The 25,907-nt window shown below is 69.7% G+C and carries 18 protein-coding genes and 1 pseudogene; 13 read left to right on the top strand and 6 right to left on the bottom strand.

What is annotated here, in order from left to right; translation table 11 throughout:
- Positions 1 to 171: 171 nt before the first annotated feature.
- Positions 172 to 258: pseudogene (locus tag ACK1X7_RS30850) on the bottom strand (Uma2 family endonuclease); the annotation flags it as partial.
- 52 nt (positions 259 to 310) lie between these two features.
- Positions 311 to 1,777 (bottom strand): M1 family metallopeptidase, encoded by a 1,467-nt coding sequence (locus tag ACK1X7_RS30845; RefSeq protein ID WP_385145154.1) that lies wholly within the window; start codon positions 1,775 to 1,777, stop codon positions 311 to 313.
- Between the two features lie 287 nt (positions 1,778 to 2,064).
- Between ACK1X7_RS30845 and ACK1X7_RS30840 the strand changes: the two genes are divergently transcribed.
- The 6 genes from ACK1X7_RS30840 (at position 2,065) to ACK1X7_RS30815 (ending at position 10,619) form a co-directional block, all read left to right on the top strand.
- A complete protein-coding gene (locus ACK1X7_RS30840) occupies positions 2,065 to 2,817 on the top strand; it encodes a GntR family transcriptional regulator (RefSeq protein ID WP_216343135.1) in 753 nt (250 codons plus the stop codon).
- Between the two features lie 223 nt (positions 2,818 to 3,040).
- Positions 3,041 to 4,786 (top strand): purine-cytosine permease family protein, encoded by a 1,746-nt coding sequence (locus ACK1X7_RS30835; protein WP_413115900.1) that lies wholly within the window; start codon positions 3,041 to 3,043, stop codon positions 4,784 to 4,786.
- 166 nt (positions 4,787 to 4,952) lie between these two features.
- Positions 4,953 to 6,632 (top strand): APC family permease, encoded by a 1,680-nt coding sequence (locus ACK1X7_RS30830; RefSeq protein ID WP_390792082.1) that lies wholly within the window; start codon positions 4,953 to 4,955, stop codon positions 6,630 to 6,632.
- A 174-nt stretch (positions 6,633 to 6,806) separates the two neighbouring features.
- On the top strand, positions 6,807 to 6,992 hold the full coding sequence (locus ACK1X7_RS30825) for an SPOR domain-containing protein (RefSeq protein WP_078643335.1): 186 nt from the start codon (positions 6,807 to 6,809) through the stop codon (positions 6,990 to 6,992).
- 228 nt (positions 6,993 to 7,220) lie between these two features.
- Positions 7,221 to 7,673: a (deoxy)nucleoside triphosphate pyrophosphohydrolase gene (locus tag ACK1X7_RS30820; protein WP_385145123.1), complete on the top strand. Its 453-nt coding sequence runs from the start codon at positions 7,221 to 7,223 to the stop codon at positions 7,671 to 7,673.
- 246 nt (positions 7,674 to 7,919) lie between these two features.
- Positions 7,920 to 10,619, top strand: a complete 2,700-nt coding sequence (locus tag ACK1X7_RS30815) for a SpoIIE family protein phosphatase (protein WP_385145121.1) — start codon at positions 7,920 to 7,922, stop codon at positions 10,617 to 10,619.
- Positions 10,620 to 10,687: 68 nt separating this feature from the next.
- On the opposite strand, the gene ACK1X7_RS30810 is transcribed toward ACK1X7_RS30815, so the two are convergent.
- The 4 genes from ACK1X7_RS30810 to ACK1X7_RS30795 all read right to left on the bottom strand — a co-directional run bounded on the left by ACK1X7_RS30810 (position 10,688) and on the right by ACK1X7_RS30795 (position 14,637).
- Positions 10,688 to 11,458, bottom strand: coding sequence for a succinate dehydrogenase/fumarate reductase iron-sulfur subunit (locus ACK1X7_RS30810; RefSeq protein ID WP_413115899.1), 771 nt, complete (start codon positions 11,456 to 11,458; stop codon positions 10,688 to 10,690).
- Complete coding sequence (locus ACK1X7_RS30805; RefSeq protein ID WP_413115898.1) at positions 11,455 to 13,410, bottom strand: fumarate reductase/succinate dehydrogenase flavoprotein subunit; 1,956 nt, start codon at positions 13,408 to 13,410, stop codon at positions 11,455 to 11,457. The genes ACK1X7_RS30810 and ACK1X7_RS30805 overlap by 4 nt, the downstream gene beginning before the upstream one ends.
- A gap of 15 nt (positions 13,411 to 13,425) precedes the next feature.
- Positions 13,426 to 14,277, bottom strand: a complete 852-nt coding sequence (locus tag ACK1X7_RS30800; RefSeq protein ID WP_216343142.1) for a hypothetical protein — start codon at positions 14,275 to 14,277, stop codon at positions 13,426 to 13,428.
- Positions 14,278 to 14,352: 75 nt separating this feature from the next.
- Complete coding sequence (locus ACK1X7_RS30795) at positions 14,353 to 14,637, bottom strand: hypothetical protein (RefSeq protein ID WP_069864407.1); 285 nt, start codon at positions 14,635 to 14,637, stop codon at positions 14,353 to 14,355.
- A 307-nt stretch (positions 14,638 to 14,944) separates the two neighbouring features.
- Here ACK1X7_RS30795 and ACK1X7_RS30790 point away from each other — a divergent pair, with 307 nt between their 5' ends.
- The 7 genes from ACK1X7_RS30790 to ACK1X7_RS30760 all read left to right on the top strand — a co-directional run bounded on the left by ACK1X7_RS30790 (position 14,945) and on the right by ACK1X7_RS30760 (position 25,890).
- The gene (locus ACK1X7_RS30790; RefSeq protein ID WP_398158251.1) at positions 14,945 to 17,074 is read left to right on the top strand and encodes an ABC transporter family substrate-binding protein; all 2,130 of its coding nucleotides are present in this window, start codon (positions 14,945 to 14,947) and stop codon (positions 17,072 to 17,074) included.
- Positions 17,075 to 17,578: 504 nt separating this feature from the next.
- A complete protein-coding gene (typA, locus tag ACK1X7_RS30785; protein ID WP_216344162.1) occupies positions 17,579 to 19,474 on the top strand; it encodes a translational GTPase TypA in 1,896 nt (631 codons plus the stop codon).
- 507 nt (positions 19,475 to 19,981) lie between these two features.
- Positions 19,982 to 21,625: a peptide ABC transporter substrate-binding protein gene (locus ACK1X7_RS30780; RefSeq protein ID WP_385146073.1), complete on the top strand. Its 1,644-nt coding sequence runs from the start codon at positions 19,982 to 19,984 to the stop codon at positions 21,623 to 21,625.
- Positions 21,626 to 21,773: 148 nt separating this feature from the next.
- A complete protein-coding gene (locus ACK1X7_RS30775; RefSeq protein ID WP_385146071.1) occupies positions 21,774 to 22,700 on the top strand; it encodes an ABC transporter permease in 927 nt (308 codons plus the stop codon).
- Positions 22,693 to 23,670, top strand: coding sequence for an ABC transporter permease (locus ACK1X7_RS30770; protein ID WP_385146069.1), 978 nt, complete (start codon positions 22,693 to 22,695; stop codon positions 23,668 to 23,670). The genes ACK1X7_RS30775 and ACK1X7_RS30770 overlap by 8 nt, the downstream gene beginning before the upstream one ends.
- Positions 23,671 to 23,681: 11 nt before the next feature.
- Positions 23,682 to 24,740 carry an ABC transporter ATP-binding protein gene (locus tag ACK1X7_RS30765; RefSeq protein ID WP_385146067.1) on the top strand — a complete coding sequence of 353 codons (1,059 nt, stop codon included), beginning with the start codon at positions 23,682 to 23,684 and terminating at the stop codon, positions 24,738 to 24,740.
- Positions 24,733 to 25,890, top strand: a complete 1,158-nt coding sequence (locus ACK1X7_RS30760) for an ABC transporter ATP-binding protein (RefSeq protein ID WP_361511191.1) — start codon at positions 24,733 to 24,735, stop codon at positions 25,888 to 25,890. Before ACK1X7_RS30765 ends, ACK1X7_RS30760 begins: the two co-directional genes overlap by 8 nt.
- The last annotated feature ends 17 nt before the right edge of the window (positions 25,891 to 25,907 follow it).

The following is a 25,907-nucleotide window of genomic DNA, read 5'->3' as shown; positions in this document are numbered from 1 at the left end:
TGGGGATGGCGACTTCATGGGGATGGCGACGCGCGAAGGGGGCCGGGCTCTCGGAGCCCGGCCGCTCGTCGTCTCACCTGTTCCTATCGGGAATGAGACTGTTGAGATCGATGTCGATCTTGAACGGAACCGGTCGCTGGAGGTTGTGGCGGAAGATCCCGGCAGGGGCGTAGGCACCGGTCGGAGGCGGTCCAGGTCCTCCGCGAACCAGCCTTCCGGGCGGGGCGGTCGCATCCAGGCGGGCGGGGTGGTGGTCATGGCTCGACCGTAGCCACGTGGAAGGACATCGGTCACGGGCCGTCCGCAGCCGTCAGGGCTTCTTCGGCTTGCCCTTGCCGTACAGCCAGACGTCGAAGAGGCGGGTCAGGTCCTTCCCCGACTTGCGTTCGCACAGCTCGATGAACTGCTTCGTATCCGCGTTGCCGTGCCGGTGGTCCTTGAGCCAGGTGCGGAGGATGGAGAAGAAGGTCTTGTCGCCGACGGCCCGGCGGAGCTGGTGGAGCACCATCGCGCCGCGGCCGTAGACGGGTGGGTCGGAGACGCTGGCGACGCTCGGGGGGCCGGCGGGTGGGAAGTCCCAGATGCCCTCGCTCTCGTCGTCGGTGCCGTCGTAGAAGTCGTCGAAGATCTGCTGGGCGCTGCGGCCGTCGTGGTCCTCCTCCCACAGCCACTCGGCGTAGGTCGCGAAGCCCTCGTTGAGCCACATGTCCTTCCAGACCCGGGGGGTGACCGAGTCGCCGAACCACTGGTGGGCCAGCTCGTGCACGACGAGCGCCTTCTCCGGGGCCGCGTCGTAGTACGGCATGGGCTGGGTCTCCAGGGCGTAGCCGAGGCCGGGGAGGTGGTCGACGACCGCGCCGGTGGAGGAGAAGGGGTACGGGCCGAAGGTGCGGGTCTCCCAGGTGATGACGTCGTCGACCTGGTCGGCGATGTCCTTCGCGCGGTCGGCCTCGGTGGGGTCGACGGCTACGTGGACGGGCAGGCCCTTGCCGGTGGTCGTGGTGCGGACGTCGAAGCGGCCGATGGCGACGGTGGCCAGATAGCTCGCCATCGGCTCGCCCATGTGCCACCGGAAGGTGGTGCGGCGGTCGCGGGTCTGCCGGCCCGTCAGCTCTCCGTTGGAGACGGCGGTGTAGCCCTCGGGAACGGTGACGGCGATGTCGTAGGCGGCCTTGTCGGAGGGGTGGTTGTTGCCGGGGAACCAGGTCATGGAGCCGGTCGGCTCGCCGAGCGCCACGGCGCCGTCGTCGGTGCGGATCCATCCCTCCTTCCCGGTGTCCTGGCCGGTGAGGGTCTTCGGCTTGCCGTCGTAGACGACGGTGGCCGTGAAGGTACGGCCCTCGGGGAGGGCCGAGGCGGGGGTGAGGATCAGCTCGGTGCCGCTGCGCGCGGCCTTGGCGGGGCGGCCGTTCACCGTGGCCTTCCGCACCGTCAGCCCGGCGAGGTCGAGGTGGAAGGAGCTCAGGGCGCGGGTGGCGCGGGCGGTGATCCGCGCGGTGCCCTTCAGGTGGCGGGAGCCGGGCGTGTAGTCGAGGGCCAGGCGGTAGCCCCGTACGTCGTAGCCGCCGTTGCCGAGCCGGGGGAAGAGCGCGTCACCGACCCCCGCGGCGCCCGCCCTCGCACCGGACGCCCCGGCCGCGTCCTGTGCCCCGGAGCCACCGGTGCAGCCCGCGACGCACAGCGCCATGAACAGCACGCCGGGCAGCACCCGCGAGATGCGGCGAACGGGCCTGGGCGCCACGCGTTGGGGTTCCGAGGCGTGCGGTTCGTCGTCCATCGTGGTCCCCATGCTTCGGCGGTGCTTCGGCGGCTGCTCCTGCTCAGGAGACTAGCGGGCACCGGGACCCGCCCGGCGGCCATCAGGACCGGCCCCGCGCCGCACGCACGCGCGTCGCGGTTGCAAAGGGCGGGGCGGGGGGCGGGGTTGGGCAGCTCAGCGGGCTTTGGGCGAGTTAAACGTCTCTGAGCTGCGGTTCACCACTTCTAGTGAAGCTATGGCCTTGAGTTGCAATCGACAACGCTGGGTTGCCAAGCTGTGGCTGACTGTCAACCCAGGGAGTGCACGTGGCCTTTGGTGACCAGCCCGCATACCTCCGCGTCGCCGACGATCTGCGGAAGAAGATCGCCGGGGGTGAGCTGCCACCGCATGCGCGTCTCCCCTCTCAGGCCAGGATCCGTGAGGAGTACGGGGTTTCGGACACCGTCGCCCTCGAGGCCCGCAAGGTGCTGATGGCCGAGGGGCTGGTCGAGGGGCGGTCGGGATCGGGGACGTATGTGCGGGCCCAGCCGGTGCCTCGGCGGGTGGTGCGGGGTGGGTTTCACACCGCTGGGGAGGCCACGCCGTTCCGGCAGGAGCAGGCCGATGAGCGGGTCATCGGGAGCTGGGACGCCCACAGTGAGCAGGACGAGGCCGGGGCGGAGATCGCCGGGCGGCTGGGGATCGGCGTGGGGGAGCGGGTGATGCGCACCCGCTATGTGTTCCAGTCGCAGGGGGAGGCGGTCATGCTCTCCACCTCCTGGGAGCCGCTCGCCGTCACCGGCCGTACGCCCGTGATGCTGCCCGAGGAGGGGCCCCTGGCCGGGCGCGGGGTCGTCGACCGGATGGCCGCCCTCGATCTGGTGGTGGACAACGTGGCGGAGGAGGTCGGCGCGCGGCCCGGCCGGGCCGAGGAGGTGCTGGCTCTCGGCGGGGTGCCGGGGCACTGGGTGCTGGTCACCTCGCGTACGTACTTCGCGGGCGGCCGTCCGGTCGAGACCGCCGATGTGGTGGTGCTCGCCGAGCGTTATCGGGTCACCTATCGGCTGCCGGTGAAGTGATTTCTTGTTCGGCCCGTGGGGGCTCACTGCCCTGTCTCGCCGTTCCCGCCGGCGCTCACCGATAGTCGGGCGGCCTGTTCCGGCGCGTCTTACCGCGAGTTAACCGCCTCCCCGCCGCCGTAACGGCCCGGCAATGCCGCACCGCCGCCGTCCGTCACCCGCGGCTTCTAGCTTCCTGGGCCGTGGTCCAAACGGAACGGCCCGAGCGACAGGGGAAGCCGGTATGACGGATACGGTCGATGCGGTCGGCACGGTTGATACGGGCGATACGGCCGCAGCCGAGGCGGGAGCGTCCGCGGCAGCCGCCTCGCGGCGCCGCTACGCCCGGCTCGCGGCGGACGAGAGCCGCGAGGACTACTCGCTGCGCTACGCGCCCCACTCCTACCGCCGCTGGTCGCCGACCATGGTCGCCTCGACGGCGCTCGGCGGGATCGCCTACCTCGCGGACTTCGCCATCGGCGCGTCCATCGTCTTCACCTACGGCTTCACCAGCGGCATCGCCTCGATCCTCACCGCGGCGACGATCATCTTCCTGACCGGCATCCCCATCGCCCGCGCCTGTGCGACCTACGGCCTGGACATGGACCTGATCACCCGCGGTGCCGGATTCGGCTACTTCGGCTCGACCCTGACCTCGCTGATCTACGCCAGCTTCACCTTCATCTTCTTCGCGCTGGAGGGTTCGATCATGGCGCAGGCCATGCACCAGGCCCTCCATATCCCGCTGCCGGTCGGCTATCTGCTGACCACCCTCATCGTGATCCCGATCGTCTTCCGCGGCATGGGCGCGCTCGCCAAGGTGCAGGCGTGGACCCAGCCGGTCTGGCTGATCGGGCTCGCCCTGCCGTTCGTGGTGCTCGCCTTCGAGGCGCCCGGCTCCTGGGGCGCGTTCGCCTCCTTCGGCGGGACCGAGGGCGCGGGCTCCGGTTTCGACTGGATCGGATACGGCCTGGGCACGGGGGTCGCGCTCTCGCTGATCGCGCAGATCGGTGAGCAGGCCGACTATCTGCGGTTCATGCCCGCGAAGACCGAGGAGAACCGGCGGCGCTGGAATCTGGCGGTCCTGGCCGCCGGCCCCGGCTGGGTGGTCATCGGCGCGGCCAAGCAGATCGGCGGCGCCTTCCTCGCGTTCATGGCGCTGGGCGCGGTCGGCAAGACCCATGCGCTGGAGCCCATCGCCCCGCAGATCGAGGCGCTGAAGCCCTGGCTGGGGTCGGTCGCGCTGCCCGCCGCCGCGCTCTTCGTGGTGGTCTCCCAGATCAAGATCAATGTGACGAACGCCTACAGCGGCTCGCTGTCCTGGTCCAACTTCTTCTCCCGGGTCACCCACCGCCACCCCGGCCGGGTCTGGTACATCTTCCTCAACCTCGCCATCGCGCTGGCGCTGATGGAGATGAACATGTTCGCGGCGCTCAACAAGCTGCTGGGCTTCTACTCCAACGTCGGCATCGCCTGGATCGCCGCCGTCGCCGCCGATCTGGTCATCAACAAGCCGCTCGGGCTGAGCCCGAAGTACATCGAGTTCAAGCGGGCGTATCTGCATCCGGTGAACCCCGCCGGTTTCGGTGCGATGGTGATCGCCTCGACGGTTTCGATCGTCGCCTTCTTCGGGGCCTTCGGGGAGGTGGCCGAGGCGTTCTCGACCTTCATCGCCTGCGGTCTGGCGCTGGTGCTCTGCCCGCTGCTGGCCTGGCTCACCGGGGGCCGCTACTACCTGGCCCGGCGGAACCCGGTGAACGGGCCCGGCGCCGAGGTCCCGGACATCACCGCCACCCACCTCTGTGCCTCGTGCGAGACGGCGTACGAGTTGCCGGACATCGCCGACTGCCCGGTGCGGGCGGGGGCCGTGTGCTCGCTGTGCTGCTCACTGGACGCCGAGTGCGGGGATGTCTGCCGTAAGGCGCCCACGGGCGAGCCGGTGCTGATGCCGCTTCCCACCGTGCGTACGGGGTCGGCCACCGGTATCTGATCCCAGACCCCGGCCACGGCGCCCGCGTGCGGTTCCAGCGTCCGCTGTTGCAAAACTCACATCGGCGCAGGTGAAAGGGGTTACTGGAAGGTGATCATCCATTTCGCTCTTACGATGGACCGGTTTGTGTCCGGATCGTCGGGGGGCGAAGGGAGTGCCAGGAACGTTGAGCACGGAGCAGGGTTCCCACTCGCATTATCGAAGGTCACTCGGACCGGTGGCCCTCACCGCCGTGGGTCTCGGGTCGATCATCGGTTCCGGCTGGCTCTTCGGCGCCGAGCGCGCCGCCTCGCTGGCCGGACCCGCCGCCATCCTGGCCTGGGTGATCGGCGCCGCCGTCGCCCTGACCATCGCCCTGACCTACTCCGAGCTGGGTTCGATGTTCCCCAAGGCCGGCGGCATGGTCCGGTACGGCCAGTACTCCCACGGCTCGCTGGCCGGTTATCTGGCCGCCTGGGCCAACTGGATCGCCATCGTCTCGGTGATCCCCGGTGAGGCCACCGCCTCCGTGCAGTACATGAGCTCCTGGGACTTCGGCTGGGCCAAGGCGCTGTACGACGGCAAGGAGCTGACCGGCAGCGGTGTCGCGCTCGCGTCCGTGCTGCTGCTCTTCTACTTCTTCCTCAACTGGTTCGCGATCACCCTCTTCGCGAAGACCAACACCGCGATCACCGTCTTCAAGGTGGTGGTGCCGACGCTGACCGCCGGGGCCCTGCTGCTGTCGCACTTCGACACCGGCAATGTCACCGGCCACGGCGGCTTCACCCCCAACGGCTGGAGCTCCGTGTTCACCGCGGTCGCCGTCTCCGGCATCGTCTGGGCCTACAACGGCTTCCAGTCGCCGCTCAACATGGCCGGTGAGGCCCGTAACCCCGGGAAGTCGCTGCCGAAGGCCGTCATCGGCTCGATCCTCATCTCGCTGGTGATCTACGTCGCGCTCCAGATCGCCTTCCTGACCGCCGTCCCCGCCGCGGATCTGGGGCACGGCGGCTGGTCCGGGCTCTCCTACAACTCCCCGCTCGCCGATCTGTCCCTGGCCTGGGGCCTGAACTGGCTGGCGATGCTGCTGTACGCCGACGCCTTCATCTCCCCGTCCGGCACCGGCATGATCTACGCGGCCACCACCTCCCGCATGATCCAGGGTGTCCAGGAGAACGGCCATCTGCCGAGCATCTTCGGCAAGGTCGACCCCAAGACCGGCATTCCGCGCCCCGCGCTGCTGCTCAACCTGGGGATCGCCTTCATCTTCCTCGCGGTCTTCCGCGGCTGGGGCTCGCTGGCCGAGATCGTCTCCGTCGCCACCGTGATCTCGTACATCACCGGTCCGGTCGCCGTGATGTCGCTGCGCCGCCTCTCCCCGGACCTGCCGCGTCCGGTGAAGCTGCGCGCGATGCCGGTGATCGCGCCGATCGCGATGGTCTTCGGCTCGCTGGTGCTGTACTGGGCCCGCTGGCCGCTCACCGGCAAGGTCATCTTCATCATGGCGATCGGGCTGCCGATCTGGGCCTGGTACGAGCTGCGCAAGCCGTGGGCAGAGCTTCGGCCGCATCTGGCCGCCGGTGCCTGGATGGTCACGTATCTGCTGGTCATGGCGGCGGTGTCATGGGCCGGTGGCAAGGAGTTCGGCGGTCGCGGCTATCTGCCGGGCGGCTGGGACATCCTGGTCGTCGCCCTGATCGGGCTGGCCTTCTACGTCTGGGGCGTACGCAGTGCGTGGCGCAATCCGACGCTGCTGGAGGCCGAGCGCGAGCTGGGCACCGCCCCGGCCGGTGAGGACGGCGGGGGCGGCGAGGGCAGCGAGGGCGGCGGGGACGACGACCGGGCGAAGGCCGACGCGCGCGTCTGAGGCATCCGCCTGAGGACATACGTCTGAGACATGGCCGGATGAGTGCCTCGTTGTAAGAACCCGTATCCGCTGCGTGAAGGTAGGGCGTAGGCTCGGGCATATGCGGATCGGGATTTCCTTCATGGTGTCGCGGGGGCGTACGCCCGGGCGGGCCACAGCGGAGAGGGCGGGGAGATGAGTGACGGGAACGCTGTGCTGCCCTGGCTCGTGATCCGCCAGGACACCAATGGCAACCGCTACCGCGTCGGGCGCTACGCCACGAGGACGGAGGCCCAGGAGGTGGCCGACCGCCTGGAGGGCCAGGGCCAGGAGCAGTTGTACGTGGTCGAGCGGACCGCGGCGACCCGTCAGTCCGGCTAGACCGAGGGAATCCGGTCAGCCCGTAAGGATCCGGTCAGCCCGTAAGGATCCGGCCGGCCCTCGGAATGGGGTCGGCCCGCCGAAATCCGGTCAGCCTTCCCGGAATTGGGTCAGTTCGCAGGAATCCGGCCCGTCCGCGGGAATGCGCATATCTTCCCAGGCCCCGGGGCGTCCGCCCCGGGGCCCTGGTGTGTATCGGTGCAGGCCAGGCAGGCTAAGGTGCGGCGCATGAGCGTGCGTGTGGTGGTGGGTGGAGCGGTGTTCGACCGGGGGCGGCTGCTGGCCGCGCGGCGCAGCGCCCCGCCCGAGCTCGCGGGTCGCTGGGAGCTGCCCGGCGGCAAGGCCGAGCCGGGGGAGACCCCGCCGCAGACGCTCGTCCGCGAACTGCGCGAGGAACTCGGGGTCGAGGTCGAGCCGCTCGAACCGCTGCCGGGGGAGTGGCCCTTGAAGCCCGGCTATGTGCTGCGGGTGTGGACCGCGGCCCTGCGCTCCGGGGAGCCGCGCCCGCTGGAGGACCACGACGAGCTGCGCTGGCTCCCCCCGGACCGGGTGGACGAGGTCGACTGGCTGGACGAGGACCGTCCCGCGGTGGCCGAGGCGGTCCGCCTGCTGCGCGCGGCCGAGAGCGCCGGACGCGGCGCAGAGCGGGGCGCCGAGGGTGCCCCTCCGCGCACCCCTTGAGACCGTCCCGCGCGAGGCCCGTCCGAGGTCTCGTACAGGGAAAATCCATGGGGTTCGAGCCGCCTCCACCTGGTTAGGAGTGAGGGGGAGCGCTGATCATGAGCGCTTCACCAAAAGCCGGGACGGAAACCGATGGCGGGCTGAGATAGTGCTGTGATCGTGAAGACCGTACTCGGGATGGCCGAAGTGCTGGATACTCGGCTATCTGGAGCCGGTCGGAGCACCTGAGCCGGAGGGGACGGGCGCATGAGCGAGAAGCCAGCGGGGGCTGATATGCCCGAGGAGACGGTTGGTTCGCAGGTGTCGCCGGTGTCACAAGGGTCTTCGGTGCCGGACATGTCGTCCATGTCCTCGATGTCGGCGGTGTGGCAGAGCAGCCCGCCCGGCTCGATCTATGACTACATCCAGGTCGCTTCCTTCGCACTGGGGTCCGACGGCCGGATCGCGCAGTGGAGCGAACGGGCCGCGGAACTGCTGGGGCTGACGGCGAGCCAGGCCATCGGCAAGGATCCGGTGGAGGCGTTCGTACCGCCCGAGTACCAGGAGACCGGCCATCGCGCGGTCGCCGACATCCTGGACGGCCGGGAGTGGACCGGGCTGGTCCCCTACCGTAGCCCTCAGGCGCCGAACGGACATGGCATCGCCGAGGTCTATGTGATGCCCGCTCAGGATGAGGACGGGAAGCGGGCCGCGCTCTGTATCGCGGTGGACGTCAGTGCCTTGCGCGGCTTGGAAACCGATCTTGCTTCTTCACAGGCCGTTTTCGGTCAATCTCCGCTCGGTTTCTTCCTCTTCGGGACCGATCTGCGGATGCTTCGGGTCAATGAGCGTTTTGCGAAGGTTTTCGGCCGCCCCACCGAGGAGTACCGCGGGGTGACCCCGCACGATCTGCTGCCGCGCGGCGAGGCCGACCGGCTGGCCGCCGCCCTGCGCCAGGTCCTGGACTCCGGCCAGGCGCTGACCGATATGCCGCTCATGGGCCAGACCCCGGGCAGCGCCGACCGCCGCCGCTGGTCGGTCTCGCTCTACCGGCTGCACAGCGGCTCCGGCCGCCCCATCGGCATCGCCGGACTGGCCACGGATGTCACCGGCCGCCGCCGCGCCGAACAGGAGGCCGCGGGCGTACGGCGCAATCTGGCGCTGCTGAACGAGGCCGGGGCCCGAATAGGCACCTCGCTGGATCTGGAGACCACCGCCCGAGAGCTGCTGGACGTGGCCGTGCCACAGTTCTGCGATCTGGCCTCCGTCGACCTCTACCAGGGGCTGCTCTCCGGCGACGAGACCCCGCCCGGACTCGCCGACGGCAGCGCCGAGTTGCGCCGCGTCGCCTTCGCCAGCGCGGTCTCCGACGGCCCGGTCGCCTTCGGCGACATCTGCCGCGTCAACACCGCCGAGGACCCCAAGCCCATCCAGGTCGGCGAGGTCCACCGCTACCCCTTCAACTCCCTGTGCGCCCACGCCCTGCGCACCGCCCAGGTGCGGGTCGTCCCCGGCCGGGACGGCAGTGAGAGCCTGGAGTTCGGCGCCATGCTCCAGTCCACCCTCGTGGTGCCGATGGTCGCCCGCGACACCGTCGTGGGCCTGGCCCAGTTCTCCCGTACCAAGGGCAGCGAGCCCTTCGGTGAACGGGACCGCGCGCTCGCCGTGGAGCTGGCCGCCCGCGCCGCCGTCAGCATCGACAACGCCCGGTTGTACCGCAGAGAACATGAACGCGCGCTGATACTCCAGCGCAGCCTGCTCCCGCCCGGCGACCCGGAGGCCGCCGGGCTCGACATCGCCTGCCGCTATCTGCCGGGGAACGCGGCGACCGAGGTGGGCGGCGACTGGTTCGATGTGATCGAGCTGCCCGGCCACCGCACCGCGCTGGTGGTCGGCGATGTGATGGGGCGGGGGCTGCGCGCCGCCGTGGCCATGGGCGAACTGCGCACCGCCGTACGCACCCTCGCCCTGCTCGACCTGGAGCCCGCCGAGGTGCTCTCCGCGCTGGACGAGATCGCCCTCGGCCTCGGCACACCGGGCGGCTCGCACGCCGGCGCGCGGGCGGGATCGCGCGCCCGCGGCGGCCAGACCGCCGACGACTCCTCCGATCTGACCGAGGTCTACCTCGCCACCTGCGTCTACGCCGTCTACGACCCGGTCACCCGCCGCTGTACCTTCGCCAACGCCGGGCATCCGCCCCCCGTCCTGGTGGAACCGGGGGAGAACGCCCTGCTGATGGAGGTCCCGCCGGGCATGCCGCTCGGCGTCGGCGGCGAGCCGTTCGAGGAGATCGAGGTCGAGCTGCCCGACGGCGCACTGCTGGCCCTCTACACGGACGGTCTGGTCGAGTCCCGCGACCACACCCTCGACGAGGGGCTCCAGGCCCTGCGCGCGGCCCTCGACACCCCGGACGGTGCCGACGGCGGAAGAAACGCCGCGGCCGGATCCCTCGAGGACGTCTGCGACCACGTCCTGAGCACCCTCGACACCCACCACGGCGAGGACGACATCGCCCTGCTGATGGCCCGGGTGCAGGGCCTGTCGGCCGAGTCGGTCGGCGACTGGCACCTGCCCAGCGCCCCGCAGTCCGTGGGCCGGGCCCGCGAACTGGCCCGGGAGCAGCTCGAGTCCTGGGGTCTTGACGGTCTGGTGGACACCACCGAGCTGCTGGTCAGCGAGCTGGTGACCAACGCCCTGCGGTACGGCGAGGGCGAGATCAGGCTACGGCTGCTGCTGGACCGCACCCTGGTGTGCGAGGTCTGGGACGGCGGACTGGTCCAGCCCCGGCGGCGGCGCGCCCGGGACACCGACGAGGGCGGGCGCGGGCTCCAGCTCGTCGGGCTGCTCAGCGCGGGCTGGGGGAGCCGGCGGACCCCGTTCGGCAAGACCGTCTGGTTCGAGCTGGCCCTGCCGGACGGCCGGTCCTCGGGGCCGGACTCGGTGGAGGCGCTGCTCAGCCTCTGGTGACGGCGGCGGGCCGGGCGCGGTCATGGCGGCGGGCCCGCCATCGACGGGCCCGCGACACGAAGGGGGAGCTACTGCTCCCGGCGCCGGATCTTGTTGCCGAGCCAGACCAGCGGATCGTACTTACGGTCCACCGCCCGCTCCTTGAGCGGGATCAGCGCATTGTCGGTGATCTTGATCTGCTCGGGGCAGACCTCCGTACAGCACTTGGTGATGTTGCAGTAGCCCAGTCCGTGCTCCTCCTGGGCGGTGCGCTTGCGGTCCAGTCCGGTCTCCGCCGCCGCGTCCAGCGGATGCATGTCCAGCTCGGCGACCCGCATCAGGAACCGCGGCCCGGCGAACGCCTCCTTGTTCTCCTCGAAGTCCCGCACCACATGGCAGGTGTCCTGGCACAGGAAGCATTCGATGCACTTGCGGAACTCCTGCGACCGCCCCACGTCCTCCTGCCACATCCGGTACTCGCCCGGCCCCACCCCCTCCGGGGGGACGAAGGACGGCACCTCGCGGGCCTTGGTGTAGTTGAACGACACGTCCGTCACCAGATCCCGCACCACCGGGAAGGCCCGCAGCGGGGTGATGGTGATCGTCTCGGCCCGGTCGAACACCGACATCCGGGTCATGCACAGCAGCCGGGGGCGGCCGTTGACCTCGGCGCTGCACGAACCGCATTTGCCCGCCTTGCAGTTCCAGCGGACCGCCAGATCGGGGGCCTGGGTCGCCTGAAGCCGATGCACGATGTCGAGCACGACCTCGCCGTCGTTGACCTCGACGTGGAAGTCCTTCAGACCGCCGCCGTCCTGGTCGCCCCGCCACACCCGGAAGTGGGCCTCGTACGCACTCACTGGGTCAGCTCCTCGTCCGTCAGGTACTTCACCAGCTCGTCCTTCTCGAACAGGTTCAGCAGATCGGGCCGGATGGGCGGCATCTGGCGCCGCTCCAGCCGGATCTGGCCGTGTCCGGTGTCGGGTGCCGCCAGCCCGCCCGAGGGATCGGAGAGGCGGCAGACCAGATTGAGCCGCCGCCAGTCGCGGTCCATCTCCGGGCAGTCGTCGCGGGTGTGCCCGCCGCGGCTCTCGGTGCGCTCCAGCGCGGCACGGGCCACGCACTCGCTGACCAGCAGCATGTTGCGCAGATCGATCGCCAGATGCCAGCCGGGGTTGAACTGCCGGTGCCCCTCGACCCCGGCCCGGCGCGCCCGGACCCGCAGACTGGCCAGCCGGTGCAGCGCCTCCTCCATCTCCCCGGCCCTCCGGATGATCCCCACCAGGTCGTTCATCGACTGCTGTAGCTCCTGGTGGAGGGTGTACGGGTTCTCCGGCGGCCCGGCCGGACCCGCGCTCTCGTCCGGCTCACCGGCCTCGGCGCTGAACGGGCGCAGCGCCTCGGCCGCCGCCAGGTCGAGCTGGGTCTCGTCCGGCACCGGGCGGGTGCCGGAGGCCGCGGTCTCCTGGGCGTAGCGGGCCGCGTGGAGCCCGGCGCGGCGCCCGAAGACCAGCAGATCGGAGAGGGAGTTGCCGCCGAGCCGGTTGGAGCCGTGCATCCCGCCCGCGACCTCGCCCGCGGCGAACAGGCCGGGCACCCCGGTCGCGGCCGCGGTGTCCGGGTCGACGTCCACCCCGCCCATCACGTAGTGACAGGTCGGGCCCACCTCCATGGGCTCGGCGGTGATGTCGACGTCCGCCAGCTCCTTGAACTGGTGGTGCATGGAGGGCAGCCGCCGCTTAATGACCTCGGCGGACATCCGGGTGGACACATCGAGGAAGACCCCGCCGTGCGGGGAGCCCCGGCCCGCCTTCACCTCGGCGTTGATGGCGCGGGCCACCTCGTCGCGGGGGAGCAGCTCGGGCGGGCGGCGGTTGTGGTCCGGATCCTCGTACCAGCGGTCGGCCTCGCCCTCGGACTGGGCGTACTTCTCCTTGAAGACGTCCGGGATGTAGTCGAACATGAAGCGCTTGCCCTCGCTGTTGCGCAGCACCCCGCCGTCGCCGCGCACCGACTCGGTGACCAGGATCCCCTTCACCGAGGGCGGCCAGACCATACCGGTCGGATGGAACTGCACGAACTCCATGTTGATCAGCGGGGCACCCGCGAGCAGCGCCAGCGCATGGCCGTCACCGGTGTACTCCCAGGAGTTGGAGGTCACCTTGAAGGACTTGCCGATACCGCCGGTGGCCAGCACCACGGCCGGGGCCTCGATCGCGAAGAAACGCCCCGACTCACGCTCGTAGCCGAAGACCCCGGCGACCCGGTCGCCGTCCTTGACGATCCGGGTGACCGTGCACTCCTGGAAGACCTTCAGCCGGGACTCGTAGTCGCCGGTCGCGGCCTTGTCCTCCTGCTGGAGGGAGACGATCTTCTGCTGGAGGGTGCGGATCAGCTCCAGGCCGGTGCGGTCCCCGACATGGGCGAGGCGGGGGTACTCATGGCCGCCGAAGTTCCGTTGGGAGATCTTGCCCTCCGGGGTGCGGTCGAAGAGCGCGCCCCAGGTCTCCAGCTCCCAGACCCGGTCCGGGGCCTCCTGGGCGTGCAGCTCGGCCATCCGCCAGTGGTTGAGGAACTTGCCCCCGCGCATGGTGTCGCGGAAGTGCACCTGCCAGTTGTCGCGCTCGTTGACATTGCCCATGCTGGCGGCGATGCCGCCCTCGGCCATCACGGTATGGGCCTTGCCGAACAGCGACTTGCAGATGACGGCGCAGCGCATGCCCTGCTCGCGGGCCTCGATCGCGGCCCGCAGTCCGGCGCCGCCCGCGCCGATCACGACCACGTCCCACGCCTGCCGCTCGACTTGCGTCATCGATGAGCACCTCTCCTAGAAAAAGCGGGGATCGTCGAAGGCACCGCTCGCCACCAGATAGACGTAGAAGTCCGCGACGGCGACGCTGATGAGAGAGGCCCAGGCCAACTGCATATGGCGGGCGTTGAGCCCGCTCACCCAGCCCCAGAGCCGATAGCGCACCGGGTGCCGGGAGAAGTGCTTCATCCGGCCGCCGACGATATGGCGGCAGGAGTGGCAGGAGAGGGTGTACGCCCAGATCAGCGCGATGTTGGCGAGCAGCACCAGGGTGCCCAGGCCCATATGGCCCCAGCGGCCGTGTTCGTCCCGGAAGCCGAGCACGGTGTCATAGGTGAGGATCCCCGCGACGATCACCGCGAAGTAGAAGAAGTAGCGGTGGATGTTCTGAAGGATCAGCGGGAAGCGGGTCTCGCCGGTGTACTTGGCGCGCGGCTCGGCGACGGCGCAGGCGGGCGGCGAGGCCCAGAAGCCCCGGTAATACGCCTTGCGGTAGTAGTAGCAGGTCAGCCGGAAGCCCAGCGGGAAGATCAGGATCAGCAGTGCGGGGGACAGGCCCCACCAGGCGCCGAAGATCTCCCAGTTGGCGCCGCCCTTCATGGGCACGCAGTTCTGGGCGACGCAGGGCGAGTAGAAGGGGGAGACATACGGCTCTGCGTAGTAGTCGTCCCCGGAGAAGGCCCGCCAGGTGGAGTAGACGATGAACGCGAACAGCCCGGCGGCGGTGATCGCCGGGGAGAGCCACCAGCGGTCGCTGCGCAGATGGCGGGCGGGGATGGCGGCGCGGGTGGCGCCGTGCACGCCGTGCGGGGCCGTCCCGCCGCCTGCGGGCGCGGGGGTGGTGGCTTGGGGGTCGGTGCCTGTGGCCAAGGGGAACTCCGCGGTGGAGTGGTATGGGGGGACGATGGGGGGCGCCCCGACGACGGGAGGCGCGCCGGGCCGTCCCTAGGGCGCGTGGCGATCGCGCGCGCCGAGGCCCTCGTCGTCGACGTCCGACCACAGCGCACTGTTGTACGGCGCGTCGGGGACGGGAACCATCTCGGGGCGTGGTCGCTCCTCGGGCGCGGTCTCGCGCAGGAGGGCGAGGCTCTCGCGGAGGTGGTCCGCGTCGGTGCGGACACGGCGTATCTCCAGCCCGCCGGCGCCCACCCGCTGCTCCAGCCGGGAGACGGAACGGACCAGGTCATCGAGACAGCGCTGGACGGCCGTCAAGTCGTCGTTCAAGGACATGACTTGCCCTCACTTCCGCGGTTGCGGTTGGCGACGCTCATGCGACAGCGAGTGTTACGCGCCACGGTCGTGGTTGTGAAGGGATCTGTCGGGATTGGCGGCGCCACCGGCGCGATTCCGCCGCCGCGCGCCGTACTGCGCGCCCGCCGCATTGATCCGGACGGGTGATCCTTTCCCCTCATGGCCGTCTCCATGGCCTTCTCGGCGTGCTGTCCCATGAACCGTCGCTTTGAGTGAGGAGTATATGCGATCAGCGTCACACTATGCCAAATGCGCATATATCCGTCACCCTGCGGAGGTACGAGCCATGCCCCTCACCAAGCGCCGCCGCGCCATGCTGCTCGCCGCGGGGGTGATGCTGCCGCTGCCCGTACTGACCGGCTGTAGCTCGGACGACGACGGCCCGCCGTCGCCCGCCGCCTGGGATATCGCCTCCGCGCCGCGCAGCGCGACCTCCGGTACCGGCACCCTGCGCTGGGCCCTGGACGCGGCACCCACCACCCTCAACGCGTTTCAGAAGACCGCGGACACGGGCACCCAGCGGATCGCGGGCGCCGTGCTGCCCTCCCTCTACACCCTCGACGCCCGGGGCAGGCCCCAGCGCAACGGCGACTATCTGACCGCCGCCGACGTCACCTCGTCCGACCCCAAGCAGGTCGTGGTCTACAAGCTCAACCCCAAGGCGGTGTGGAGCGACGGCCGCCCGATCGGCGCGGAGGACTTCCAGGCCCAGTGGCGGGCGCTGCGCGGCACCGACGAGGCGTACGGGACGGCGCGCAACGCCGGCTACGACCGGATCGCCAAGATCGAACCCGGGGACAAGGAACACGAGATCAAGGTCACCTTCGCCAAGCCGTACACCGACTGGCGCTCGCTGTTCACCCCGCTGTACCCGAAGAGCGTGATGGGCAACCCGGCGGTCTTCACCGCACCGGCGGCCAAGGGGCTCGCGGTCGGCGCCGGGCCCTTCATGGTCCGCGAGGTCTCGGACGGCTCCGTCACCCTGGTCCGCAACCCCCGCTGGTGGGGCGACCGGGCGCGGCTGAGCCGGCTGGTCTTCCGGACGGTGCCGGCCGACAAGCGCGACGAGGCCCTGATCGACGGACAGCTCGATCTGGCCGAAGTGGACCGGGCCACCGCCCGGCGCATCCGGGCCACCGCCCCGGACAAGCAGGCCGCGGGCACCAAGCAGGGCTCCTCGGCCCCGGGCAAGGCGGGCGCGCCGGAGCCGTCCACCGGCGGCCGGGAGGCGGCCGGAGCCGAGGGAGGGGCCACCGGCGACACCGGCAAGGCCACCGGCGACACCGACAAGAACCGGTCGCAGACCCGGGCGCTGAGCAGGTTCACCCTGCGCAAGGCGCTGGACTCCGCCTACACCCAGCTCGCCCTCAACGGCACCAAGGGCCCGCTCGCCGATGAGCGGGTGCGCCGCGCGGTGGCCCGCGCGATCGACCGTAAGGCCCTGGCGAAGCTGGTGCTCAAGCCGATGGGGCTGCCGTCCGAGCCGCTCGGCAACCATCTGCTCATGGCGGGCCAGCCGGGCTACAAGGACCACAGTGGCGCCCTCGGCGACCCGGACACCAACGCAGCGCAGTCGCTGCTCGCGGACGCGGGCTGGCGGGCGGGCGACGCGGGTCGGCAGAAGGCGCTCGACGGCAAGACGGACGACCGGGGCAGACGGCACAGCGCCCCGACCGCCTCCGCCACGGACCCGGCCACCGACGGCGCCTCCGGCACGGACTCCGCCACCGATGGCGCCTCCGGCACGGACTCCGCCACCGACAGCGCCTCCGGCACCGGGTCCGCCTCTGCCGCCAACTCCGCCGCGCCCTCCGAGCGCCGCTCCGACGCCGCCCCCGCGGCCGGTGACGCCGGGCGGTCCGGACGGCTCGGGGAGGCGGCCGTCGTACGGAAGAAGGGACGGCCGCTGGTGCTGCGCTTCGTCCTTCCCGACGACCGGACCGCCGCCCCGCTGAGCACGGTCGGCGAGCGCATCGCGCGGATGCTGGAGAAGATCGGCGTCCGGACCGAGATCACCAAGGTCCCGGGCGAGAGCTACTTCCGGGACCACATCGCCACCGGCGACTACGACCTGGCCCTCTACTCCTGGCCCGCCTCCGCCTACCCGGCCACCGACGGCCGCCCCATCTACGCCAAGCCGCAGCCCGCCGCCGACGGCTCCCTGGTCATCGAGCAGAACTACACCCGGGTGGGCACCGACCAGATCGACCAGTTCTTCGACCAGGCGCTCTCCGAGCTGGACGGCGGCGCCTCCCGTTCCCTGGTCAGCCGTGCGGACGCCCGGATCTGGGCGGCGGCCGGATCGATTCCTCTCTATCAGCGGCCCCAGTTGATCGCCATGCGCAAGGGCCTGGTCAACGCGGGTGCCTTCGGCTTCGCCACACCCCGCTACCAGGACATCGGCTTCCGCCGCTAGGGGGTGCGGCGGGCTCTTCCCCTCCCCGCCCCTTCCCGAAACTGGGGCTCCGCCCCAGCCCCCGGGCCGGGGCTCCGCCCCGGACCCCGCTCCTCAAACGCCGGAGGGGCTGGGTTGGCAGGGCTCCGCCCCAGACCCCGGGATGGGGCTTCGAGCCCGGACCCGGGGGCCGGGCTCTGACTCTTCCCGCGGCATCGATATGCGGCTCCGCCGCGTGGTGGGGCTTCGCCCCAGGCCCCGGGTGCCAGGGGCGAAGCCCGACCCATCCCCTCCGGCGTTTGAGGAGCGGAGTCCGGGGCGGAGCCCCGGCGGGGGGCCAGGGGCGGAGCCCCTGGTATCGGGAAGGGGCGGGGAGGGGAAAGACCCGGCGGGGACGGGCTGCGGCATCCGTCTCCGCGCCGTCCCCGTACCATGGGGGTGAGGCCGAGGCGTGATCAGCCCGGCGGAAGGCGCGTCGCACAAGGAGCGCGCCGCCACCCACGAAACCGGGAGAAGCGCGCTTCTATGCCCACGCGCCACGACATTCGTAACGTCGCCATCGTCGCCCACGTCGACCACGGCAAGACGACCCTCGTCGACGCCATGCTCAAGCAGGCGGGTGCGTTCGCCGCCCACCAGCAGGTGGACGACCGGGTCATGGACTCCAACGACCTGGAGCGCGAGAAGGGCATCACCATTCTCGCGAAGAACACCGCCGTGAAGTACCACCCGGCGGACGGCGGCGACCCCGTCACCATCAACATCATCGACACCCCCGGCCACGCCGACTTCGGCGGTGAGGTCGAGCGCGGCCTGTCCATGGTCGACGCCGTGGTCCTGCTGGTGGACGCCTCCGAGGGGCCGCTGCCGCAGACCCGCTTCGTGCTGCGCAAGGCGCTCCAGGCCAAGCTGCCGGTGATCCTTTGCATCAACAAGACGGACCGTCCGGACTCCCGGATCGACGAGGTCGTCAACGAGGCGTACGACCTCTTCCTGGACCTGGACGCGACCGAGGAGCAGATCGAGTTCCCGATCGTCTACGCCTGCGCCCGGGACGGTGTGGCCTCGCTGACCAAGCCGGAGGACGGCACCGTCCCGGCCGACAGCGACAGCCTCCAGCCGTTCTTCTCCGCGCTGCTGGAGACCGTTCCGGCGCCGGAGTACGACGCGGCCGCGCCGCTCCAGGCCCATGTCACCAACCTGGACGCGGACAACTTCCTCGGCCGGATCGCGCTGCTCCGGGTCGAGCAGGGCGAGCTGAAGAAGGGGCAGACGGTCGCGTGGATCAAGCGCGACGGCACCATCTCCAACGTCCGGATCACCGAGCTGCTGATGACCGAGGCGCTCACCCGCAAGCCCGCCGAGGTGGCCGGCCCCGGTGACATCTGCGCGGTCGCGGGCATCCCGGACATCATGATCGGCGAGACCCTGGCCGACCCGGAGAACCCGATCGCGCTGCCGCTGATCACCGTGGACGAGCCCGCGATCTCGATGACCATCGGCACCAACACCTCCCCGCTGGTCGGCCGCGGCCCCGGCGGCAAGGGCGCCGACAAGTCGGCCGTGAAGGACCGCAAGGTCACCGCGCGGCTGGTCAAGGACCGGCTCGAGCGCGAGCTGATCGGTAACGTCTCGCTGCGCGTGCTGCCCACCGACCGCCCGGACGCCTGGGAGGTGCAGGGCCGGGGCGAGCTGGCGCTGGCGATCCTGGTGGAGACCATGCGCCGGGAGGGCTTCGAGCTGACCGTCGGCAAGCCGCAGGTGGTCACGCGGGAGGTCGAGGGCAAGGTCCACGAGCCGATCGAGCGCATCACCATCGATGTGCCCGAGGAGCACATGGGTGCGGTCACCCAGCTCATGGGCACCCGCAAGGGCCGGATGGACAACATGTCCAACCATGGCTCCGGCTGGGTGCGCATGGAGTTCATCGTCCCCTCCCGCGGTCTGATCGGCTTCCGTACCGAGTTCCTGACCGCGACCCGCGGCACCGGTATCGCGCACTCCATCCACGAGGGCCACGAGCCGTGGTTCGGCGAGCTGAAGACCCGTAACAACGGCTCGCTGGTGGCCGACCGCTCGGGCGCGGTGACCGCCTTCGCGATGACCAACCTCCAGGAGCGCGGCGTGCTCTTCACCTCGCCGGGCACCGAGGTGTACGAGGGCATGATCGTCGGCGAGAACTCCCGCGCCGACGACATGGACGTCAACATCACCAAGGAGAAGAAGCTCACCAACATGCGGTCCTCCACCGCGGATGTGACCGAGTCCCTGGTCCCGCCGCGGCTGCTCTCGCTCGAGCAGTCCCTGGAGTTCTGCCGTGACGACGAGTGCGTCGAGGTGACCCCGGAGACGGTCCGGATCCGCAAGGTGGTGCTGGACCAGAAGGAGCGCGCCCGCACCGCGGCCCGCGCCAAGCGCTGACGCTCACGCCCGGGCGCCGGGGCCCGTTCCGGGCGCCGATGCGCACTCCGGAGCCGATCACGGAGCGTAGGCGCCCCCCTGTGCGTCAGTGAGCTGCCAACGGCCCGGACTCCCCGCTTCCATGGCGGGGGTCCGGGCTGTTGCCATGTCAGCAAGGTGACAGTCAAGCGGTTATCCGGATCTGAGCGTCCGGGTATCGGAGCCCAGGCTCCGCATGATGTGTTAACAGTCCGTTTCGCGTGTGTCTGTCTGGGGCAGTTTTGTCCGGATTTCGAAGCTCCGCGCGTAGATGCTGTGACCAAAGCGAGACCCATAAGGTGTGGTTTAAGCGCCGGGCGTGCTCAATCATGGGGTCCATTGAGCTCGGGTCAATGGGTCACACGCTGTGGGGAGCGCGGACCTACGAGCGCATCTGGGGGGTTCCGGTCCCTTTCGCTGTCAGGGGTGTCAGCGTGTCTCCGGGCGCCCCCTCTCGTAGTGACAGTGGACTCCTGAGGAGGCAAACCCATGCGCGGTGCGCAAAGCGCCAAGTGGGTCGCGTTGGCAGCAGTTGTGGCGCTGGCCGCGACCGCCTGCGGTGGCGGCGACAGCGACAGCGGCAGCAATGACATGAACAAGGGCACGGCGGACCCGAACGGGATACTCACCGCCCAGCTAAGCGAGCCGCAGAACCCGCTGCAGCCGGCGAACGCCAAGGAGAGCCAGGGCAGCCGCGTCCTCAAGCAGATCTTCGCGGGGCTGGTGGACTACGAACCGGGCACCGGCAAGCTGGTGTACGTCAACGCGGAGTCGGTCACCCCCAACAAGGACTCCTCTGTCTGGACCGTCAAGCTCAAGCCGGGCTGGAAGTTCCACAACGGCGAGGCCGTGACCGCCAAGTCCTACGTGGACTCCTGGAACTGGTCGGCCAACGTCAAGAACAACCAGACCAACTCGAGCTGGTTCCAGGACATCAAGGGCTACGAGGACGTCCACCCGGAGAAGGGTGCGCCCAAGGCCGACAAGATGTCCGGCCTCAAGGTCGTCAACGACAACGAGTTCAAGATCGAGCTCAACAGCTCGGTCTCGTACTTCGCCTACAAGCTGGGCTACGACGTGTGGTCCCCGCTGCCCACCGGGTTCTTCAAGGACCCCAAGGGCTTCGGTGAGAAGCCGGTCGGCAACGGCCCCTACAAGTTCGTCTCCTGGGACCACAAGAAGCTGATCAAGGTCCGGAAGTTCGACGGCTACCAGGGTCCGAACAAGGCCAAGAACGGCGGCATCGACTTCAAGAACTACACCACCGCCGACGCCGCCTACTCGGACCTGCGATCCAACAACCTGGACTGGATCGAGCAGGTCCCGACCACCGCGCTGACCAACTACAAGTCGGACCTCGGCAAGCGCGCGATCGACGAGGAGTACTCGGCGGTCCAGTCGGTCGTCCCGGCCTTCTACACCGACCAGTTCAAGAACATCGACCCCAAGGTCATCCAGGGTCTGTCCATGGCGATCGACCGCAACACGATCACCAAGACCGTGCTGCACGGCTCCCGCACCCCGGCCGACAGCTATGTCGCCCGCGGCGTGCTCGGCTACAAGGCCGGTGCGCTCAAGGAGCAGGTCACCTACGACCCGGCCAAGGCCAAGTCCCTCATCAAGGAGGGCGGCGGTGTCCCGGGCAACAAGATCTCGATCCAGTACAACGCCGACCAGGACCACAAGCCCTGGGTGGACGCGGTCTGCAACAGCATCCGCAAGGCCACCGGCGTCGACTGCGTCGGCGACTCCAAGCCCGACTTCCAGGCCGACCTGAACGCGCGCGACAAGCACCAGGTCAAGTCGATGTACCGCGGTGGCTGGGTGCTGGACTACCCGGTCAACTCCAACTTCATGAGGGACCTGTACGGCTCCAAGGCGGCCGGTAACACCAGCGGCTACGCCAACAAGGAGTTCGACAAGCTCGCTGCCAAGGCCGACAAGGCCGCCACCCTGGATGAGACCGTGAAGCTCTACCAGCAGGCGGAGCAGGTCCTCGCCAAGGACATGCCGGCGATCCCGCTGTGGTTCTACAAGGTCAACAGCGGCCAGTCCAACAAGGTCCTGGGGAAGATCCCCTACGGCCAGGACGGCGACCCCATCTTCACCGACGTCCAGGTGAAGAAGAAGTAATCATCGGGACCGCCGGCCGGTGCCGCCGCTCCTCCCACCGGGGAGCGGCGGCACCGGCCCGCAGGCGTGAGGCCCGCAGCTCATCCCCCCACCCGCGTGGCGCAGACGAGACGTGGCCTCCGCCGCCCCCCAACGGCATGGAGGCATGATGGGGCGCTATGTCGCCAGGCGACTGCTCCAGATGATCCCGGTGTTCATCGGGACTACTCTGATTATTTTCCTCATGGTCCACGTACTGCCCGGTGACCCTATCCGGGCGATGTGGGGAGACAAGGCCGCGGACCCCGCGCAGGTCGCGTCCCTCCGCCATGAGTTCGGGCTGGACCAGCCCCTGTGGAAGCAGTACATCGACTACATGGCCGACCTCTTCCAGGGAGACTTCGGCAAGACCTTCGGCGGCCGCGAGGTCTCCGAGGAAATGGGAATGGCCTTCCCGGTGACCCTCCGCCTCGCGGCGGTGTCCCTCACCATCGAGATCATCGTCGGCATCGGGCTCGGTGCCTGGGCCGGCCTCAGGGCCGGCCGCGCCGCGGACACCGGTGTCCTGATCTTCACGCTGATCGTCATCTCGATGCCGGTCTTCGTCCTCGGCTACCTGGCCCGGTTCATCTTCGCCGACGAACTCGGCTGGCTGCCACCGAACGTCCAGGACTCGATGGACATTCAGCAGCTACTGCTGCCCGGCTTCGTCCTCGCGATGTTGTCCATGGCGTATGTGGCCCGGCTGACCCGGACCACGTTCGCCGAGAACCTGCGCGCCGACTACATGCGCACCGCGCTCGCCAAGGGCCTGCCGCGCCGCCGCATCATCGGCGTCCACCTGCTGCGCAACTCGCTGATCCCCGTGATCACCTTCCTCGGCACCGATGTCGGCGCGCTGATCGGCGGCGCGGTGGTCACCGAGGGCATCTTCAACGTCCAGGGTGTCGGCAATCTGCTCTTCAAGGCGCTCGGACAGCGGGAGGGCACCACCATCGTCGGCACGGTGACGATCTTCGTCCTCGTCATCCTGCTGATCAACCTGCTCGTCGACCTGCTGTACGCGGTCCTGGACCCGAGGATCCGGTATGCCTGACATGACCAAATCCCAGTCCGGTGCGGCGGTCGACACGGCGGTCGACGCCGTGGCCCCGCCGACCGAGGTGGACACCGCCTCCGCCGCCGGCCCCGCCCCCCAGGGCAAGCCGCGCTCGCTGTGGGGCGACGCCTGGTACGAGCTGCGCCACCGGCCGCTGTTCTGGGTCTCGGCGGTGCTGCTGGTGCTGCTGCTCGCCATCGCGGCGTTCCCCGGTCTGTTCACCGGCACCCAACCGCGCAACGGCGATCTGACCAACCACTTCCTGACCAAGCCCGAGCTGACCCACTTCTTCCAGGCCGACTGGTTCGGCTACGACGGCCAGGGCCGCTCCATCTACGCCCGGGTCATCTACGGCACCCGCGCCTCCATCATGGTCGGCGTCGGCGTGACCGTGGTGGTGACGCTCATCGGCGGTCTGCTGGGCATGGTGGCCGGATACTTCGGCGGCTGGATCGACTCGATCGTCTCCCGGATCGTCGACATCTTCTTCGGTCTGCCGTTCCTGCTCGGCTCGATGGTCGTCCTGAACGCGTTCACCGAGCGCAAGGTGTACGTGGTGATCGCGGCCCTCGCCTTCCTCGGCTGGACCACCATCGCGCGGGTGATGCGCAGCTCGGTGATCACTGCCAAGCAGGCGGACTACGTCACCGCGGCGCGGGCGCTCGGCGCGGGCACCGGCCGGATCCTCTTCCGGCACGTCCTGCCCAACGCGCTGGCCCCGACCATCGTGGTGGCCACCATCTCCCTCGGTGCCTACATCTCCGCCGAGGCCACGCTGTCCTTCCTCGGCCTCGGCCTCGCCGACCCCACCATCTCGTGGGGCATCGACATCTCCGACGCCAAGGACGCCATCCGGGACAACCCGCATGTGATGCTGTTCCCGGCCGGAATGCTGAGCCTCACGGTCTTCGCATTCATCACGCTCGGCGACGCGGTGCGCGACGCCCTCGACCCCAAGCTGCGCTGAGGAGGGCGTACGTGACCACCATCGAGAAGACCGCGGACGACGCCGTCCGCGAGGGTGCAGGCGACGACGGCACCCCGCTGCTGGAAGTCCGCGATCTGCATGTGGAGTTCCACACCCGGGACGGTGTCGCCAAGGCCGTCAACGGCGTGAACTACAGCGTCGACGCCGGTGAGACGCTCGCCGTCCTCGGCGAGTCCGGCTCCGGCAAGTCGGTGACCGCCCAGGCGATCATGGGCATCCTGGACATGCCGCCCGGGAAGATCCCGCAGGGCCAGATCCTCTTCCGCGGCGAGGACATGCTCACCATGTCGGGGGAGGAGCGCCGGAAGATCCGCGGCCGGAGGATCGCCATGATCTTCCAGGACGCGCTCTCCTCGCTGAACCCGGTGCTCTCCGTCGGCTATCAGCTCGGCGAGATGTTCCGGGTCCACCAGGGCCTGTCCAAGAAGGAGGCCAAGGCCAAGGCCGTCGAGCTGATGGACCGGGTCCGCATCCCGGCGGCCAAGGAGCGGGTGAGCGACTATCCGCACCAGTTCTCCGGCGGTATGCGCCAGCGCATCATGATCGCCATGGCGCTCGCGCTGGAGCCCGACCTGATCATCGCCGACGAGCCGACCACGGCCCTCGACGTCACCGTCCAGGCCCAGGTGATGGACCTGCTCGCGGAGCTTCAGCGCGAGTTCAACATGGGTCTGATCCTGATCACCCATGACCTGGGCGTGGTCGCGGACGTCGCCGACAAGATCGCCGTGATGTACGCGGGCCGGATCGTCGAGACCGCCCCCGTGCACGAGCTCTACAAGCGCCCGGCCCACCCCTACACCCGGGGCCTGCTGGACTCCATTCCGCGCCTGGACCGCAAGGGGCAGGAGCTCTACGCGATCAAGGGGCTGCCGCCCAATCTGCTCAAGATCCCCTCGGGCTGCGCCTTCAACCCGCGCTGCCCCAAGGCGGAGGACATCTGCCGTACGGACGTCCCCGCGCTGGTGCCGGTCACCGAGCAGGACGGCGCGGAGCTGCCGGGCCGCGGCAGCGCGTGCCACTTCTGGAAGGAGACCCTCCATGGCTGACACCGAGAAGAACGAGGCCGCCATGGAACCGGCCGTGGACGCGACCCCCAACGTCACGGAGGTGGAGACGGTCGACGCCGCCACCGAGGACGAGGCGGTCGCGGCCCTCGAGGCCAAGGTCGACCGCGGTGAGCCGATCCTCCAGGTGCGCAATCTGGTCAAGCACTTCCCGCTGACCCAGGGCATCCTCTTCAAGCGGCAGATCGGCGCGGTCAAGGCGGTCGACGGCATCTCCTTCGACCTCTACCAGGGCGAGACGCTCGGCATCGTCGGCGAGTCAGGCTGTGGCAAGTCCACCGTCGCCAAGCTGCTGATGACCCTGGAGACCGCCACCGCGGGCGAGGTCTTCTACAAGGGCCAGGACATCACCCGGCTGTCGGGCCGCGCGCTGCGGGCCGTCCGCCGCAACATCCAGATGGTGTTCCAGGACCCGTACACCTCGCTCAACCCGCGGATGACGGTGGGCGACATCATCGGGGAGCCCTTCGAGATCCACCCCGAGGTGGCCCCCAAGGGCGACCGGCGCCGCAAGGTCCAGGAACTCCTGGACGTCGTGGGCCTCAACCCCGAGTACATCAACCGCTATCCGCACCAGTTCTCCGGCGGCCAGCGTCAGCGCATCGGCATCGCGCGCGGGCTCGCCCTCAACCCGGAGATCATCATCTGCGACGAGCCGGTCTCCGCGCTCGACGTCTCCGTCCAGGCACAGGTCATCAACCTGATGGAGGGCTTGCAGGACGAGTTCAACCTGTCCTACATCTTCATCGCCCACGACCTGTCCATCGTCCGGCACATCTCCGACCGGGTCGGCGTGATGTACCTGGGCAAGATGGCCGAGATCGGCACCGACACCGAGATCTACGACCACCCGACGCACCCCTACACCCAGGCGCTGCTGTCGGCGGTCCCGGTCCCGGACCCGGAGTCGCGCGAGGGTCGCGAACGCATCATCCTCACCGGCGACGTCCCCTCCCCGGCCAACCCGCCCTCCGGCTGCCGCTTCCGCACCCGTTGCTGGAAGGCCGAGGACAAGTGCGCCAAGGAGATCCCGCTCCTGGCCATCCCGGAGCGCTTCGCCGGCTCGGACTCGCCGGCGGCGCACGAGTCGGCATGCCACTTCGCGGAGGAAAAGGACGTGGTCCACGCCTAGCGCTGCCGCGCGGGCCG

It is taken from the genome of Streptomyces sp. CY-1, assembly GCF_047218265.1.
Lineage (GTDB): Bacteria > Actinomycetota > Actinomycetes > Streptomycetales > Streptomycetaceae > Streptomyces > Streptomyces niphimycinicus.
The sequence above is the reverse complement of the archived record's forward strand: the minus strand, read 5'-3'. Positions and strand labels throughout refer to the sequence as shown.